Here is a 16812-nt window from a genome sequence, read left to right on the forward strand (position 1 = left end):
TCGGAAAAACCTCTTTGTATGAGAATTCAAAAATATTTGTCGCAATGCGGAGTTTGTTCGCGGCGCGAAGCTGAAAAGCGGATTTTGGAAGGGCGCGTTAGCTTAAACGGCGCGCCCGCCGAAATCGGCGCGGACGTAAACCCCGAAAAAGACAGGGTGGTGGTTGACGGCAAGGCGGTAAAGGGCATCGTCGAAGAAAAAGTCGTTCTTGCGATGAATAAGCCCGTCGGCTATCTTTGCACCAACGAAGACCGGTTTGACGGAAAGACTGTTTTTGAGCTTTTGCGCGAGCCGTATTCTGAAATGAAGCTTTTTTGTGTCGGCAGGCTCGACAAAAATTCGCAGGGGCTTTTGATTTTGACAAATGACGGAGAGCTTGCGAATTTTATCACCCATCCGTCAAATGGCGTAGTGAAACGCTACCGTATTTTGCTGAACCGCGATTTTGACAAGACGCTCATTCCCGTGCTTTTGGACGGCGTAATGCACGACGGCGAAAAGCTTAGGGCATTGCGCATCTCAACCCTTGCAAACAAGGACGCTCCTCTGTATTCAAGAAGGCTTGAAGTATGGCTGAACCAGGGCAGGAAGCGCGAAATACGCAGAATGTTCGAGGCTGTCGGATACTTTGTGAAAGAGCTTGTGCGCTTTCAAATAGGCAAGTACGAACTTCGCCGCATTTCCGAGGGTTCGTACAAAAAACTTCAGCAAAAAGATATTGATAAATTGAAGTCCAATCCGCAATAATACGTTCTTTTATTTGTTATGAAAAGCCAAATGGACAGCGTTGAAGATTGCATAAAAGATTTTGCGCAAGGCAAAATCGTGATAATCGTTGACGACGAAAACCGCGAAAACGAAGGCGACATGATTCTTTCGGCAGAGCTTGCCACTCCCGAAACGGTAAACTGCATGCTGCGCTATGCCCGCGGGTTATTGTGTGCCCCGACGACATCGGAACGCTTGAACCAAATAGGCATAGAAGACATGGTAAAGGTAAACCGCGACCCGAAAGGTACGGCATATACCGTCACTTTGGACGCCGCAAGCGGCGTCACAACAGGCATAAGCGCGGCGGACAGGGCGAGAGCGTTGAATTTAATGGCAGATTTCAGCGTGGGAAGCGAAGCCTTTGTAAGCCCCGGGCATATCCAGCCTTTGAGGGCGAGGGCGGGCGGTGTTCTCGAGCGCGGGGGGCATACGGAAGCGAGCGTGGACTTGGCGCGCCTTGCGGGTTTGAAGCCTTGTTGCGCCATTTGCGAGATTATGAACGACGACGGCACCATGGCGCGCCTTCCGGACTTAATCGAATTTAAGAAAAAGCACGGCATGAAGCTTATGAGCGTTGCGGATTTAATAGAATACCGCCTGCGCCACGAGCATTTAATGGAGCGCACTTTCGAGCGCAAAATAAAAACCCGTTTCGGCGAATTTAATTTTGTGGGCTTGAAATCCAAGGATACAAAGCGCATCCATTACGCGCTTGTAAAGGGAGATTTGTCGAAAGCGCAATCGCCCCTTGTGAGGGTTCATTCAGAAAATATTTTGTGCGACATTTTTGCCGACACTTCTTTTAGTTCGGGTTCGGGATCTTTTGAAGGCGCGATGAGGCTGATTGAAAAAGAGGGTGTCGGCGCGCTTGTATATGTAAGCCTTGCAGACGGCGGAATAGACGCCTATTCTGGTGAGCCGATAAAGCCTACCGTCCGCGACTACGGCGTGGGTTCGCAAATCTTGCGCGAGCTTGGCGTTTCAAAGATGAGGCTGCTCACCACCCATTTGGGCTTGCACAAACTGCCCGACGGATACGGGCTTGAAATTACGGGAGAAATTAAAATATGAGTTTAGACAGAGGATCAAAGCCGAAATTCGACGCGAGCGGATACCGCTTCGGCATAGTCGCCGCGCGCTTTAACGAAGAGCTTGTGAATGCCCTTTTGGACGATGTATTGGCGACGATTTTTTGCGCGGGCGTCTCCGCGGAGAACATAAAAGTTGTGCGCGTACCCGGTTCGGGTGAGCTTCCGCACATGGCGAATTTGATGGCGTCAAGCGGGGATTTTGACGCGGTTATCGCGTTGGGGGTCGTCATTGCGGGCGAAACTCCGCACCACATGATAATCGGCAATTCAACGGCGGTTGCGCTACAAAGCGTGTCGCTTTCCTCCCAAGTTCCGATTGTGAATGGAATTGTGGTTGCCGAAACCCAAAAGCAGGCGGAGGACCGCACGATAGGCTCTATAAAAAGGGGAGTTGAGTTTGCGGAAGTTGCGCTCGAAATGGCTTGGCTTACCGATTCTTTTTTGGCTGAATACGACGAGGATTGATTTATGCAGGAAGAATTCTTGGATATCGAGGAACTTAAAATGAGCGCGCGCCGCGAAAATCGTGCGGCGGCAGTGCAGTATATTTATATGTGCGACATCTCAAAAGAGCCGCACACTCCCGAATATTTGTCGGCTTTCTTTGCCGAAAAAAAGCGCGATAGAAGTTTCTATGCATTTTCCGAAGAGCTTATCGCAGGAGTTTTCTCTCATTTGAAAAGCATCGACAAAGAAATCGGAAATGCCGCCGAAAACTGGTCGATTGAAAGAATTTGCAAGGTCGATTTGGCAATTATGCGCGTTGCGGCATTCGAGCTTATGTTCAGACCCGACATTCCGTCGGCAGTATCGATAAACGAGGCGATTGACCTTTCAAAAATGTTCTCAAACGCAGATTCCAAGCGTTTTGTAAACGGCGTTTTGGACAAAATCAAGGCTCATGCGTGCTTGAAGGACGCGACTATAAAATTTGTGAAATAGCGCGCGATGTTTTCGATTTTCAAAAAGTTCAAGGACGGGCTTAAAAAAACCGCGCAGGGCGCGCTCGGCGGAATTTTGGATTTATTTTCCAAGAAAATTTCCGAAAGCGACATAGATTTTATCGAAGAAACTCTCTACGGCGCAGACTTCGGTTGGGACACGACAAGCGACATAACAGAAGCTATCAGAAACGCCTATAAACGCGAAAAGGAACTGCGCGGCAAGGACGCGGCTCAAATCGGAAGCGATGTGCTTTCGAGAATTTTGGAGGGTTCGGAAGGGGAGCTTAAAATAGCGCAAAACGCGCCGACAGTAATTTGCCTTGTCGGCGTGAACGGCTCTGGCAAAACCACAACCGCGGCAAAGCTCGCAAGCCTCATAAAAAAGTCGGGAAAGAGCGTCGTGCTTGGCGCGTGCGACACTTTCAGGGCGGCGGCAAACGAGCAGATAAAAACTTGGGCGGAGCGTCTTGATGTCGATTTGGTTGCAAGCTCCCACGGCGCGGATTCCGCGGCAGTCGCGTGGGACGCTTTTCAGGCGGCGAAATCAAGAGGGGCGGATTTTCTCATCTTGGACACCGCCGGCAGGCTCCACAACAAGGAAAATTTGATGAACGAACTTGCAAAAATCCGCAGGGTTTTGGAAAAGAACGACCCGACAGCCCCGCAAAATTCGATAATCGTGGTTGACGGCAGTCTCGGCTCAAACAGCATAGAGCAGGCAAAGGCTTTCGACAAGGCTTTTAAATTAAGCGCAATGATAATAACAAAACTCGACGGCACCTCAAAGGGGGGCGCGCTCGCGGGAATTTACAGGCAGTTAAAACTTCCCATTTTATACGTCGGCTTGGGCGAACGGGCGGAAGACCTGCAAAAATTCGACGTCAAGGCGTATTGCAATTCAATTTTCGGCTTGGACGAAAATTAAGAAATTTTCCGCGCAAAATTTTCTAAAAATCTTTTAATAAAAACGGCTTCGGTGAATTTTCTCCGAAGCCGTTTTTTTTGCGCGGGCGGGAGAAAAATTTTTCAAAAAAATGCAAAAAGTTTGTGAGAAAAATTTTTAATATGCCAATATATACATGAAGGGAATTTGTGTAAAAATTTCTTGCAATTTGGATTCTGATAACAAAAAATATAAATATGAAAAAGGTTTTGATATTTCTTTCAGTTGCGGTTTTGCCATTTTTATGCGGATTAAATGACTATTTGGGCAAAAATTTGTCTGGGAAGGATTTTTCGGGCAAGAATTTAAGCAACGCGAATCTAAGCGGTGCGGATCTAAGTGGCGTGAAGCTTCACAAAGCGGATCTAAGCAACGCGAATCTAAGCGGTGCGGATCTAAGTGACGCGTTTCTATACGAAGCGAATCTAAGTAACGCGAATCTAATAGGCGCGGATCTAAGCGGGGCGTTTCTACACGTCGCGAATCTAAGTGGCGCGCATCTAAGCAACGCTAATCTAAGTGGTGCGCATTTAAGCGAAGCGAAAGGTTTTACAAAAGATCAGCTGTGTTCAACCGCGAGCTACAAGAATAAAAAACTATACGAAATAAATTTTTCGGGTTTTGATTTGAGCGGTTTGGACTTTTCTGGGCAAAATCTAAGTGGCGCGAATCTACGCAAAGCGAATCTAAGCGGCATGGATCTAAGCGGCGCGGATCTATGCTTTGCGAATTTAAGTGGAGCAAAAGGCTTTACAAAAGAGCAGCTGTATTCTACAGCGAGCTACAAGGACAAGAAGTTATGCGGGATAAATTTTAAGGGCCTTGATTTGAGTGGCTTGGATTTTTCGGGTCAAAATTTAAACAATGCGAATTTAAGCAATGCGAATCTAAGTGGCGCGAATTTGAGTAATGCGTTTCTAAACGGTGCTAAGCTACGTGGCGCGAATTTAAATAATGCCGATCTGCGCAGTGTGGATCTAAACCACGCGGTTCTACTCCACGCGGATTTGAGAGGCGCGAAACTTGACGGCGTAAAGAATGCCGATTTCTCGGGGGCGATTTTGAAATAGCTTTTTTTGCATAAAAAACAAAGCGCGCGGGCAGGGAGAACTTTTTTTTCATCCGCGCGTTTTTTTCGGGTTTGTTCGGCGGGAAATTGCCTTTTAGGCAAGGTGTTTTTTAGTGTCTTTTTGTCGGAAAAATTTTCTTTGTCGGGAAATGCCGCGCTTTTACAAAATGTTTGACTAATGCGCTGCGGGGCGGTAGTTTTAGTCAAAATTTTTTAAAATGAAAACAAGCATCGTAAGAGTCGAACTGAGCGGCAGAAGCTACGATATTTACATCGCAAGCGGCGCCTTTGATTTGGCGGTTTCCGCGGCGAAGGACAGGCTTTCAAGACGCAATCCCGTTGCTTTTGTAAGCGAGGAGAACATTTGGGGCAAATTTGTGAATTTCGACAATCCCGATTTTGAAAACTGCGCAAAAATTATTGTCGAAAACGGAGAGGGCGCAAAATGCTTTCGAAATCTCGAAAGAATTTGCAGGGAGCTTGCGCAGCGCAATGTCGATAGAAGCGGCGCGGTTTTTGCCGTAGGCGGCGGCGTTGTCGGCGACTTGGCGGGCTTTTCCGCGGCGTCTTACATGCGCGGCATTGATTTTTACCAAGTGCCGACTACACTTCTTGCGATGGTCGATTCTTCCGTCGGCGGCAAGACGGGCATAAACATTCCCGAAGGCAAAAATTTGGTCGGGGCGTTCCATCAGCCCAAGGCGGTTTTTATCGACACTTCGTTTTTAAAAACTCTGCCCGCGCGAGAATTTTCGGCGGGAATGGCGGAAGTCATAAAATATGGGCTTTTGGGCGACAAGTCGTTTTTCGGGTTCTTGGAAAATTTGAAAGAGCCGCTTTCCGCTTCGCATCCCGAAATCGGGAACGTAATTGCGCACTGTTGCAAGATGAAGGCTAAAATTGTTTCTAATGATGAGCGCGAAACTTCTAAGGACGGCGGCAGGGCTCTTTTAAATCTTGGGCATACGTTCGCGCATGCAATCGAAAACACTGCGGGCTACGGGCATTATTTGCATGGCGAGGCGGTGGGGCTTGGGATGCTGCTCGCGGCGAGGATGTCCGAAAAGTTGGGAATGCTCTCCGAAGAGGAAACTTCCCGAATCAGGCGCATTTTGGAAATTTACGATTTGCCTGTAAAATTCCGCGAGCCGATTTCCTCAGACCTTTTGATTGAAGCCGGCAGGCGCGACAAAAAGGCGATGTCGGGCAAGTCGAGGTATGTCTTGATGAACGGGATTGGCACGAGCGTTGTTGTTCCCGGCATAGAAGAATCTTTGGCGCGGGAAATTTTTGAAACTGCGATGGGCTGATGTTTCTTTGCGACGCCCATTGCCATTTGCCTTCTTCCGAATTTGACGAATTTTCGGGAGAGTTGGCGGTTTGCGCGGCTTGTGCAAGTTCTGCGGACATGCCGAGGCTTGCGGCGTTCAAAAAAGCGTTTCCAAAGAATGTTTTTGCGGCGTTCGGAGTTCATCCGAAATATTTGGGCGGATTTAACAAAGATATATTTGCCTCATTTTTGGATAATGCCGACGCCGTGGGGGAAATCGGTTTTGACAAGCATTCAAGTTTCGATTTGGCGTTTCAGAGGGATTGTTTTGAGATTCAGGCGGGCGCGGCAATTTCAAGAAATCTGCCTGTAATAATCCACGAAGTCGGGCATTGGAATGAGCTTGAATTATCTCTTAAACGCTTGCGTCCCAAGCGGTTTTTAATCCATGCGGCGAAGTGTTCGGCAGAGCTTGTGAAGAAGTTTGAGAAGATGGGCGGATGGTTTTCTTTCGGAGAGAGGGAGCTTAAATTGAAATCTGGCAGGGACGCTCTTGCGGCGGCGGGCAAAAATCGAATTCTTCTTGAAAGCGATTCCTTCCCAAGCATTGAAAAGATGGAAAAAACTTATTTTCTCGCGTCAGAAATTTTGAATTTGAAAGAGGTTGAACTTTGCCGTTTAATAGGGGAAAATTTTTCGGAATTTTTTAAAAATGGATAGATTTTCGAGAACAGAGGTTTTGTACGGCGCGGAATTTTTGGAGCGTCTGCGCAATGCCAAGTTTTTGGTTTGCGGCGCGGGGGCTGTCGGCGGATTTGCGATAGAGGCTTTGGCTCGTACTGGCGCGCAAAATTTTGTCATAGTTGACGGCGATTCTTTTGACATTACCAACATAAACCGCCAGCTTGGCGCGCTTTCTTCGACGGTGGGGCAAAAAAAAGCGGAAGTTTGGAAGCGCAGAATTTTGGAAATAAATCCTTTGGCAAAAGTTGAAACTGCCGATTTTTTTATTGATGAAAGCACCGCGCCCCGTCTTTTGGATTGCGGATGCGACGTGCTTTTGGACGCAATCGACACGGTTAAACCCAAGTTCGAGCTTTTAAAGGAAGCCGTGTCAAGAGGCATGAAAATCGTTTCGAGCATGGGGGCTGCGCGGCGCAAAAATCCTGAAATGGTAAAGTGCGCAAAACTTATGAAAACGAGCGTCTGCCCGATTGCCTCTTCAATAAGGAAGTCTTTTAGAAAAATGAATTTAAAGCCGGGTTTCATGTGCGTTTATTCCGACGAAGCAATCGGGGCGTCAACCCATGTTTCAAGCGGCGGCGCGGATTCCCAAAAGATTGTCGGAAGCGGAGCGGTTGTAACGGGCGTTTTCGGGCTTATGCTTGCAAATCTCGCAATGAAGGAAATTTTATGATTTACGACAGGGAATATTTTAACAGGGCTCCGAAGAAATCCGCCCGCGAATTTTTTGGCAATATGGGGGCGGTGAAATTTCTTATATTGGCAAACATAGCGTTCTTTTTGCTCGATTTGATAATCCGCAATTTTACGGGAAGCGATGTTTTGGCGAGGTATTTCGCCCTCTCTCTTGCCAATTTGTCGGACGGCAAGGTTTGGACGCTTTTTACATATTCGCTTTTGCATGAGGGGTTTCTGCACATTGGCGTAAACTGCCTCGTGCTTTACTTTGCGGGGTCTGCCCTTGAGCTTAAAGTTGGGGCGGCGCGGACGTTATTTATATACGCTGCGTCTGTTTTGGGAGGAGCTGTTATATTTTTGCTGTCTGATTTGATAGGGCATGAGAGCCTTTTAATAGGCGCGTCGGGAGGCGCAATAGGATTGCTTTCGGCGTTTCTTATGATGTCAAAAAACGAGGTTATGACTTTTATAATTTTCGTCTTCCCTGTCAGAATAAGGGCTTGGACAATGCTTAAATTTATGTCGGCATTTGAGTTTTTTGGCTTTATATTTTTCGAGCTTGCGCCTTTTTCAAGGGGCGGCATAGGTTTTTCAGCCCATTTGGGCGGCATTGCCGCGGGTTGTCTTTGCGCTGTTTTGATGTCGGAAAACAGGTCGGAATTTTTCAAGATTTCTAATTTTAAGTTTCCCAAAAAGCGTTCCATGGGCATGGCGTCTGACTATAAATTCAAGGTGGATATTTCTTCTGAGGAAAATCTGCGCGCGGAAGTTGACAGAATTTTGGATAAGGTCAACCGCTACGGGTTTTACAGCCTTACCGATGAGGAAAAGGAAATTTTAAGCGAGGCTAACAAACGCATGTAAAAATTAAAAAACTGTTAGACATTCCGCTTTTTTGGTGTTAATTTTAATATTTGAAATGATGAAAGGGAACTATTTTTACATGAGATTTTTAAGAATTTTTGCGGCACTTCTGCTATTGGCTTATGGCGGGGTGTCGTTTGCTTCGGACGCCGCAGGTCAAAAAGAGGAAAGCCCCGTTTTGGTCGAGGCGGATCCGTCTTTGCTTGTTGCGTCCCCGAAGATGAGGGGGGAATCGCGCAACTTCATATTTTGTTTGGAAAACGGTCATTACCTTAAGAAAAGCCTCGACAAGCTCGACATGAAAAAGCTTGTGAGGGAATACATGTCTTCCCTCGATTTCATGAAGATGTTTTTTCTTGAAAGCGACGTCGATTTCTACACGGAAAGGCTTGCGCCCATCTTGCCGCAGCTGTTGCGCCAGGGCGTGATTTTGCCTGCCAATAAAATTTACCACGAAACGTTTGTGCCGCGCGCGAAGGCGAGGTTGGAATGGATAAAAAAGCGCATGGAAGAGCCTTTCGACTTTTCTAATGACGAAACTTTCAGACCCGACCGAAGCAAGGCTGAATGGCCCAAGAATATGGCGGAAGCCGACGAGCTTTGGCAAAAGCGCATAAAATTCGACGTTCTAAGCCAAATCATCGGCTACGATAATTCAGACGAGCAGATTGTATCTGAAATCGACGAAGATGCGGTTCGCAAGGTTGAAGACGCGGGCGATGAATTGAAAAACGACGCTCCAAAGACTTTTGAAGAAAAGCTCAAAAAAGCGAAGGAGGAAGTCTTGAAGCGCTATGAAAATCTCATCTCCAACATGACAAAGGACGATGCGACGGAAATTCAGGAATTTTTCTTAAACGCCATTTCAAACATTTATGACCCGCATACGTCTTTCCTTTCGGAGTATGCCCTTGAAGAGTTCGATATTTCAGTCCGCAACGCCCTTGTCGGCATAGGCGCGGTGCTTTCGGAAAAGGACGGCTATTGCAGCGTTGTCGAGCTTATGCCCGGGGGGCCCGCCGAAAAGAGCAAAAAAATAGAGCCCGGCGACAAGATTGTGGGTGTAGGGCAGTCCGCCGATGAAATCGAGGATGTCGTCGGCAAGAAGCTTCGCAACACAGTTCGCCTCATAAGGGGCAAAGAAGGCTCGAAAGTCTATTTGCAGATAGAGCCGAAGGGAAACCCGGGTGTCAGGAAAATCGTGGTTTTGCAGCGCGAAAAAATACAGCTTACCGAAAAGCTTGCCCGCGCCTGCGTTTACGAACTTCCCGTAGGCGATAAAACAGTTCCGATAGGCGTGATAGACCTTCCTGCGTTTTACGGGGAATCCGATGGCGCAGACGGAGTGAAGGGCTTTTCGACGACGCACGATGTAGAGGAGCTGATTTTAAAGCTTAAAGAGCGCAACGTTAAGGGCATCATTTTGGACTTGCGCAAAAACGGCGGCGGTTTTTTGAACGAAGCCGTCGATCTTGCGGGGCTTTTTATCCGAACGGGGCCTGTTTTGCAGGTCGGCGACCGCTCGGGCAGGGTTGTGCAGATGAGAGACGACGACCCTAAGGTCGTTTGGGACGGACCAATGATTGTGCTTGTCAGCCGCCTTTCGGCTTCCGCCGCCGAAATTGTCGCCGGAGCTTTGAAAAACCACGAAAGGGCGATAATCGTCGGCGACAAGTCAACTTTCGGCAAAGGTTCCGTGCAGATGGTTTACCATTTGGCGAATTTCGACAAATCGCACAAGAGCGCGGCAAAAATCACCATTCAAAAATGGTATCAGCCGAACGGAGAATCAATACAGTTAAAAGGCATTCATTCCGACATCGCATTGCCATCAACTTTGGAGCATCTCGACTTGGGAGAAGACAAGCGTGAAAATGCCTTGGATTGGGACGAAATCGATCCTGCTTCAATACGCGCGGGATACGGGTACGGCATGGGCGAGGGTGGCGCAAAGCTGCTTTCCACTCTTTCCGAAAAGTCGGAAAAAAGGCGCGAAAGTCTGGACGAATTCAAATTCTTGAACGAAAGGATTGGCTGGTTTAAATCGCGCGTGGAGAAGAAGGATTGGAGTTTGAATTTGGACGCGCGCGAAAAGCAGTTAAAAGACGACGAAGCGTTTGCGGACAAGATGAATGAGCGTCAGAAAGAGCTTGCGAAGTCCAACTTCAAAAAAGAGGAAATCCTTTTGGACAGTGCCATTGCCAAGAAAAAAATGCAGGAGGAAAGCTCCGCCTCGCAAGACAATTCCTCAGAAAATGGCGTTGAAGAAAAAAATCCGCAAGGCGAAAATACAGAGTCTGCGGCGGGCGGAAAAGCCGAATCCTCTTCATCGGGTGAAAAATCAGCTAATCCGCCTTCTGAAAAGCATAATTCAAAGGGCAAGTCCAAGAAAGACGACGTTCCCGAGTTTGACGTCTCCATGCGCGAAGCTTTGCGCATCATGGGCGATTGGCTCGAATTTGAAAATTCCGCGAAAAAAAATTAATTCCGAAAAACAAGTATTTTTTATTTTTTTAATCTTCGAATTTGCCGATAAAATTTAAAAATGTGTGCAAATTCGAACAAGATCATATTTGAATAAAAAATATGCGTTATAATTTGGGAATAGATGCGGGATCTACAACTGTAAAACTTTTGGTTTCCGAGGGACGAAAAACCCTTTATTCCTCTTATTCGCGCCACAATGCCGATGTGGCGCGCTGCTTGTCGGGGGAGCTTGAAAAGCTTGCGGGCGTTTTCCCCGACGCTTCGTTTGGCGTGTGCCTTACGGGCTCTGCGGGCATGGGAGTCGCGGAGCGTTGCGGCTTTAAGTTCATTCAGGAATTGGTTGCGGAAAGTTTGGCGGTAAAAACTTTGGGTTTTGAAAATGCCACTTTAATCGATATCGGAGGAGAGGACGCCAAAATGATTTTCTTCTCTTCGGGGCGTTCCCCCGACATAAGGATGAACGGCGTTTGCGCGGGTGGCACAGGAGCGTTTTTGGACCAGATGGCGTCCTTGCTTGGAATAGACGCGGGCAAAATGGGCGAACTTGCGTTGAAAGCCAAGCGTGTTTATCCGATAGCCTCCCGATGCGGAGTTTTTGCAAAGACTGACATACAAAATTTGGCAAGCCGCAGGATTTCGCTTGAAGACATTTCAGCAAGCGTGTTTCACGCTGTTGCCTTGCAGTGCGCGGGGTCTTTGGCAAGGGCTACCGACTTGGTTGCTCCCGTGTTGTGTGTAGGGGGGCCTCTCACTTTTTTGAGGGCTTTGAGGAAGGCGTTTTCAGATGTCTTGGAAGTTTCGGAAGGCGAAATGCTGCTTCCAGAAAACTCCGAAACGTTTGCGGCAATGGGGGCCGCATGCGCGGCGGAGCGGGAAGGCTCTCTTTCTGCGGCGGAAATTTTGGAGCGTGTCGAAAAATCGAATTTTAAAAGCGCGAAAAAAAGCTTGGAGCCTCTTTTTAAAAACCCTCGGGAGTTTGAAAATTGGAAACGCTCTTTGAGGGTAAAGAAAATCCCTTCGAGGGAAATAAAAAACGGGGAACATTTGCAAGTATTTGTCGGCATTGATTCAGGCTCCACCACGACGAAGCTTGCGGTTGTGGACGAGGATTTGAATTTGGTTTTTTGCAGGTACGGTTCAAATTCGGGAATGCCTCTCGAAATTGCGGGAAAGTTTATGGGCGAATTTTTCGCGCTCGCAAAATCAAAGGGCGCGTCGGTTGAAATCCTTTCTTCCGCCTCGACGGGCTACGGGGAAGATTTAATCCGCGCGGCGTTCAATTTGGACTGCGGAATTGTTGAGACAATGGCGCACTTGCAGGCGGCAATGTGGATAGACGAAAGCGTATCTTTCGTTTTGGACATCGGCGGGCAGGACATGAAATCGATATTTGTTGAAAACAAGGCGGTAAAAAACGTGGAGCTTAACGAATCCTGCTCGTCGGGGTGCGGCTCATTTTTGCAGAGTTTCGCGTCGATGATGAATTTGGATTTGGACGAATTTGCCCGCCTTGCGTGTCTTTCGCAAAATCCTTGCGACTTGGGGACGCGTTGCACGGTATTCATGAATTCCAAGGTGAAGGAGGCGTTGAAAGAGCAGTCGGGTGCGGGCGACATCGCGGCGGGGCTTGCAATTTCTGTCGTTAAAAACTGCCTTTTCAAGGTGCTGAAAATTTCAAACATGGAAAGGCTTGGCGATAATATTGTCGTGCAGGGCGGAACTTTTAAAAATCTTGCGGTTTTGCGTGCCCTTGAAGTTCTTTCAGGCAAAAAAATATCGACTTGCGACCGCCCCGAGCTTATGGGAGCGATGGGAGCCGCCTTGTATGCGCGCTCCCTCTTCAAAAAAGGCGGCGAAAGCTCCATTTGCCCGAATGTTGATTTTTCAAAAATAAGCAGGAAAAATTTGGAATGCAGGGGATGCGCAAACCGTTGCAACGTAATCCGATTCTCTTTTGAAAACGGGAACGTAAGTTATGCAGGCAACAAGTGCGAACGTTTTTTCCATTCCGCGGCGAATGCAAAAACGCGCGGAGAGGACGGCGTTTTGCTGCGCTATAAAATGCTTTTTGAAAACAGCGGAAATTCCGAAACCCTTGAAAAAATAGGAATTCCCCGCGCCTTGAACATTTACGAGAACTATCCGTTTTGGGCGGAGCTTTTCAGGGGGTGCGGCTTTGACTTGGTTTTGTCGGGAGAATCTACATCGTCCCTTGCGGCAAAAGGCGTTTCGTTTCTGATGTCGGACAATTTGTGCTTCCCCGCGAAGCTTGCGCACGGGCATATTTTGGATTTGGTTGAGAGGGGTTGCAAACGGATATTTTTCCCGATGGTCGCAAAAGAGGCGGGCGAGGGCAAAGGCTCTTCTAATTCTTTCAACTGCCCCGTCGTAACGGGCTATCCGAATGTCGTTAAAAATTCAATGGAGCTTCAATCGCGTTTCGGCGTTGAGTTTGACTATCCCGTCATCTCTTTTGAATCGCGGAAAAGCTTGGAAAAGTCGTGTTGGAGCTATTTTAAGGGTTTGGGGGTCGGCAGGAGGCGTTTTTTGGCGTCGCTTGAAAACGCCCTTAAAAAGAGGGAAGATTTCAGGCGCAATTCAAGTTTGGCGCAAATGAAGATTTTGGAAAAGGGCGTAAAATCGCGAAAGCCTGTTCTCGTTTTTACGGGCAGACCTTACCATTGCGACCCACTGATAAACCAGAAGGCATCTCAAATCGCCGCAGATTTGGGTGCGGACGTTGTTTCGGACGACGCTTTTCTTTTTGAAAGCGAAGCTGATTTGGACAGTGTAAACTACATTCCGCAGTGGACGTACCCGAACCGCGTCATGAGGGCGGCTATCGCCGTGGCAAAGCTTCCGAAGAATGTCGCGCTCGTCCAGCTCAATTCTTTCGGGTGCGGACCCGACTCATTTTTGATGGACGAGGCGTCAGAAGTTTTGCATGCGGCGGGCAAAAATCTGACGGTGATAAGGGTTGACGAAATTTCAAGCACGGGGTCGATAAGATTGCGCCTGCGTTCTCTGATAGAGTCGCTAAAACTTTTCGGGGGTTCTTCCGATGGAGCTTTAAAACCTTACAAACCCTACAACCTTTCGTACGAAAAAATAGACAGGGAAAAAACGATTGTCGTTCCTTTCGTAAACGATATAATTTCCCCCATCATTCCCGCGATGGCAAAAGCGATGGGCTACAAGGCGGTATGTCTGCCGCCTCCCGACTCGGAATCTGTCGGCGAGGGGCTGAAATACGGGCATAACGAAGTTTGCTATCCTGCCACCGTCATTGTCGGCGACATCATAAAATTTCTAAAAAAAGAGGGGCGCAAAGCTTCCGATTACGTCGTCGCAATCACGCAGACAGGCGGGCAGTGCAGGGCGACAAACTATCTTGCGCTCATAAAAAACGCGATGAGGCTTGCGGGGTTTCCTGATGTCAAAATCGTTTCCGTAAATTTTGGCAAGACCTTTAAAAATTCCCAGCCCGCCTTTAAGACGGGAATAATAAAAAGCGTCAAGCTTTCGCTTTTGTGCATCGCTTTTACTGACGCCGTATCTGAAATGTACCATGCCATGCGCGTGCGCGAGGCGGTTTCGGGAAGCGCGAAGCATATTGCGGATTCCGTTATAAACAGGGCAGTGTCTCTTTTTGAGAAATGCGACGCCAAGGGGATTTTCCGCCTTCTTAAAGAAGCCGTGGACGCTTTCAACAGAATAGTCGTAAAGTTCGAAAACACCCGCAAAATAGGCTTCATAGGGGAAATTTACTTAAAGTACAATTCTTTCTCGCATTGCAATTTGGCGGATTGGATTTCCGAGAGGGGCGTTGAGGTTGTGCGCCCTCCGCTTAAAAATTTTGTGATGCAGACGTTTGTAAACGAAAAGGCAAACGAAAGTTTCGGAATATCAGAGCGGGGATTTTTTAGCAGGATATTGTCGCCCGCGGCGTTTTCTTACATGAATTCGTTTCTTGCCCGCGCGGAAAAAATAATGTCCCAATTCAAATATTTCCATAGAAGCCCGACGATTTTTGAGATGGCATCTGACGCGGAGAAAATTTTGCGCCTTTCAAACCAGTTCGGGGAAGGCTGGCTTATTGCCGCTGAAATTGCCGAATTTGCAAAGCGCGGAATAAACGACGTAGTGTGCGTACAGCCATTCGGGTGCATCGCAAACCATATCGTTGCAAAGGGCATCGAGCGCAAGGTAAAGAAAATGTTTCCGCACATGAACATTCTGTTCTTGGACATAGATTCGAGCGTTGCGCCCGTAAACTTGCAAAACCGCCTGATGTTTTTGATAGACGAAAATTTAAAGTACGCCCAAAAAGCCGACGCCTAATTTTCGTTTTCGGAGTTTTCGGGAGGCTCGGGAAATTTTTGATAAATCGGATTTTGGCTTATTAAAAGCTCTTCCCAGAGTTCAAACGGGTCGAACTGCGATATTGACTCCAAGTCTGCGGGAATGACAAGCCATGTGCCTTCGGCTATTTCAGTATTTAGCTGGTTTTCTTCCCATCCCGAGTATCCGACGAATGCCGCGGCTTTTGCCGACGGATTTTTTGAAAGCATCTTTTCCGCTTTTTCCGCGGTAAGCCCGAACGAAAAGTCGTTTATTCCATCCTGTCCGTCGGTCCAAACCGCGATTGAAACCCTGTTCTTTGCGACGGGGCCGCCGTCGAAAACTTCCACCTGCGAGAGTATGGGATATTTCAAAAACTCATCGTCTATCTCTCCAAGCGTCTTTTCAAGCGGCAAATTTATGATTACCCCGATGGAGCCTTCTTTTGTGTCTTCAAGAAGCAAGATTACGCTTTCCTCAAAAACGGGATCCTCAAATGAAGGAGAGGCGATTAAAAAACTCCAGCTTCTGTCTTCGTAGTTTTTCTTCATAGGTCAAAGCTTAATGATTTCGATGCCCGATTCCTTGAAAATGTCGAAAACGAGAGGGTCGTTGTGGTAGTCGTGCAGATATTTTACGGATTTTACGCCTGCCGCCGCCAGAATTTTGGCGCAGTTTATGCACGGGAAATGCGTGATGTATGCGGTCGAGCCGTTTACGCTGACACCGCGCCTTGCCGCGTCTGAAATGGCATTTTGTTCGGCATGCACGGTTGCCTGCTCATGCCCGTCGCGCACGCAAGACTTGTGAGCGGCTCCCGCCAGAAAACCGTTGTACCCCGCGGCGATAATCCTGTTTTTATGCTCTCCGCCGCTAACCAAAACGCAGCCGACATTAAGCCTTTCGCAGGACGAGCGCGAGGCTATTAAAATTGCCGTTGACATAAAGTATTCGTCCCAAGACGGGCGGTTTGGCAAATTTGAAATCGCTTTTTCGATGTCGATAATCATACGGTTTGTGTTTTCAAAAAAATCCATAATTTGTCTTTCAATTTAACTCCTGCCTTTTTTCCGTCAATTTTATTATTAAAATTTTGGCTTGCTCCAAAATATCGGGGGCATAAATGACAATCGGTTTCATAAAAAACTTGAAAAAACCGAGAGCCGATACATCATTATTCATAATGAAGAGTACAAAAAAAGCCTATAATTTTTTCTCGTGGACCGAAACTGTTTTGGTGTTGGCAATACTTGTGTTCGTGACGGCAATACTTGTGCCGTCCGCGCTTTACATTCGCTCTTCTTCCCGCGCGAAAATGATAGAAGCCCAGCTTGGCGCGATTTCAAAGGCAGGCAGGACTTTCATTCTTGAAAACGGAGTCCGCCGCGTGAGTTGCCAGACTTTGGTGCGCCAAAATTTAATATCGGAGCCGACTATTTTCTACGGCGAAGATTATAAAGATTTGGTGATAGATTCTTCGGGCGGCAAGCTTTCCGTAAAAACAAAAAACGGCAAGACAATATCGGTAAACTATTAAGAATGCCTTGATGTTTGCGGAAATCCGCGAAAGCGCATTTTCGGCATATGAAATTTATCAACAAAAAAGCCCG

The 16812-nt window shown here is 47.6% G+C and carries 15 protein-coding genes; 13 read left to right on the plus strand and 2 right to left on the minus strand.

The annotated features are described in order from the left end of the window. Nucleotides 1–18: 18 nt before the first annotated feature. The 12 genes from MOX91_RS01460 (at nucleotide 19) to MOX91_RS01515 (ending at nucleotide 15202) form a co-directional block, all read left to right on the plus strand. Nucleotides 19–747 (plus strand): pseudouridine synthase, encoded by a 729-nt coding sequence (locus tag MOX91_RS01460; protein ID WP_370396301.1) that lies wholly within the window; start codon nucleotides 19–21, stop codon nucleotides 745–747. 18 nt (nucleotides 748–765) lie between these two features. Further along, a complete protein-coding gene (gene ribB / locus MOX91_RS01465) occupies nucleotides 766–1842 on the plus strand; it encodes a 3,4-dihydroxy-2-butanone-4-phosphate synthase (protein ID WP_370396302.1) in 1077 nt (358 codons plus the stop codon). Then, nucleotides 1839–2327 (plus strand): 6,7-dimethyl-8-ribityllumazine synthase, encoded by a 489-nt coding sequence (gene ribH, locus MOX91_RS01470; RefSeq protein ID WP_370396303.1) that lies wholly within the window; start codon nucleotides 1839–1841, stop codon nucleotides 2325–2327. Before ribB ends, ribH begins: the two co-directional genes overlap by 4 nt. A 3-nt stretch (nucleotides 2328–2330) precedes the next feature. Continuing rightward, a complete protein-coding gene (gene nusB, locus MOX91_RS01475; protein ID WP_370396304.1) occupies nucleotides 2331–2804 on the plus strand; it encodes a transcription antitermination factor NusB in 474 nt (157 codons plus the stop codon). A 6-nt stretch (nucleotides 2805–2810) separates the two neighbouring features. Continuing rightward, nucleotides 2811–3731 (plus strand): signal recognition particle-docking protein FtsY, encoded by a 921-nt coding sequence (gene ftsY / locus MOX91_RS01480; protein ID WP_370396305.1) that lies wholly within the window; start codon nucleotides 2811–2813, stop codon nucleotides 3729–3731. A 215-nt stretch (nucleotides 3732–3946) separates the two neighbouring features. Further along, nucleotides 3947–4819, plus strand: a complete 873-nt coding sequence (locus MOX91_RS01485; protein ID WP_370396306.1) for a pentapeptide repeat-containing protein — start codon at nucleotides 3947–3949, stop codon at nucleotides 4817–4819. Between the two features lie 217 nt (nucleotides 4820–5036). Then, the gene (gene aroB / locus MOX91_RS01490) at nucleotides 5037–6128 is read left to right on the plus strand and encodes a 3-dehydroquinate synthase (protein ID WP_370396307.1); all 1092 of its coding nucleotides are present in this window, start codon (nucleotides 5037–5039) and stop codon (nucleotides 6126–6128) included. Continuing rightward, nucleotides 6128–6808 carry a TatD family hydrolase gene (locus MOX91_RS01495; protein ID WP_370396308.1) on the plus strand — a complete coding sequence of 227 codons (681 nt, stop codon included), beginning with the start codon at nucleotides 6128–6130 and terminating at the stop codon, nucleotides 6806–6808. The genes aroB and MOX91_RS01495 overlap by 1 nt, the downstream gene beginning before the upstream one ends. After that, nucleotides 6801–7505 carry a tRNA threonylcarbamoyladenosine dehydratase gene (locus MOX91_RS01500; protein WP_370396309.1) on the plus strand — a complete coding sequence of 235 codons (705 nt, stop codon included), beginning with the start codon at nucleotides 6801–6803 and terminating at the stop codon, nucleotides 7503–7505. Before MOX91_RS01495 ends, MOX91_RS01500 begins: the two co-directional genes overlap by 8 nt. Continuing rightward, nucleotides 7502–8374 carry a rhomboid family intramembrane serine protease gene (locus MOX91_RS01505; RefSeq protein ID WP_370396310.1) on the plus strand — a complete coding sequence of 291 codons (873 nt, stop codon included), beginning with the start codon at nucleotides 7502–7504 and terminating at the stop codon, nucleotides 8372–8374. The genes MOX91_RS01500 and MOX91_RS01505 overlap by 4 nt, the downstream gene beginning before the upstream one ends. Before the next feature lie 79 nt (nucleotides 8375–8453). Further along, the gene (locus MOX91_RS01510) at nucleotides 8454–10859 is read left to right on the plus strand and encodes a carboxy terminal-processing peptidase (protein ID WP_370396311.1); all 2406 of its coding nucleotides are present in this window, start codon (nucleotides 8454–8456) and stop codon (nucleotides 10857–10859) included. Nucleotides 10860–10960: 101 nt separating this feature from the next. After that, nucleotides 10961–15202 (plus strand): acyl-CoA dehydratase activase-related protein, encoded by a 4242-nt coding sequence (locus tag MOX91_RS01515; RefSeq protein ID WP_370396312.1) that lies wholly within the window; start codon nucleotides 10961–10963, stop codon nucleotides 15200–15202. On the opposite strand, the gene MOX91_RS01520 is transcribed toward MOX91_RS01515, so the two are convergent. Together MOX91_RS01520 and MOX91_RS01525 are read right to left on the minus strand one after the other, a co-directional pair. Further along, the gene (locus tag MOX91_RS01520; RefSeq protein ID WP_370396313.1) at nucleotides 15199–15753 is read right to left on the minus strand and encodes a YqgE/AlgH family protein; all 555 of its coding nucleotides are present in this window, start codon (nucleotides 15751–15753) and stop codon (nucleotides 15199–15201) included. The genes MOX91_RS01515 and MOX91_RS01520 overlap by 4 nt on opposite strands. A 3-nt stretch (nucleotides 15754–15756) precedes the next feature. After that, on the minus strand, nucleotides 15757–16239 hold the full coding sequence (locus MOX91_RS01525) for a deoxycytidylate deaminase (protein WP_370396314.1): 483 nt from the start codon (nucleotides 16237–16239) through the stop codon (nucleotides 15757–15759). A gap of 146 nt (nucleotides 16240–16385) precedes the next feature. Here MOX91_RS01525 and MOX91_RS01530 point away from each other — a divergent pair, with 146 nt between their 5' ends. After that, entirely contained in the window at nucleotides 16386–16739 is a 354-nt protein-coding gene (locus tag MOX91_RS01530) for a hypothetical protein (protein ID WP_370396315.1), read from the plus strand. The last annotated feature ends 73 nt before the right edge of the window (nucleotides 16740–16812 follow it).

Source organism: Intestinicryptomonas porci, assembly GCF_033971905.1.
In the GTDB taxonomy this organism is placed as follows: Bacteria; Verrucomicrobiota; Verrucomicrobiia; order Opitutales; family Intestinicryptomonadaceae; genus Intestinicryptomonas; species Intestinicryptomonas porci.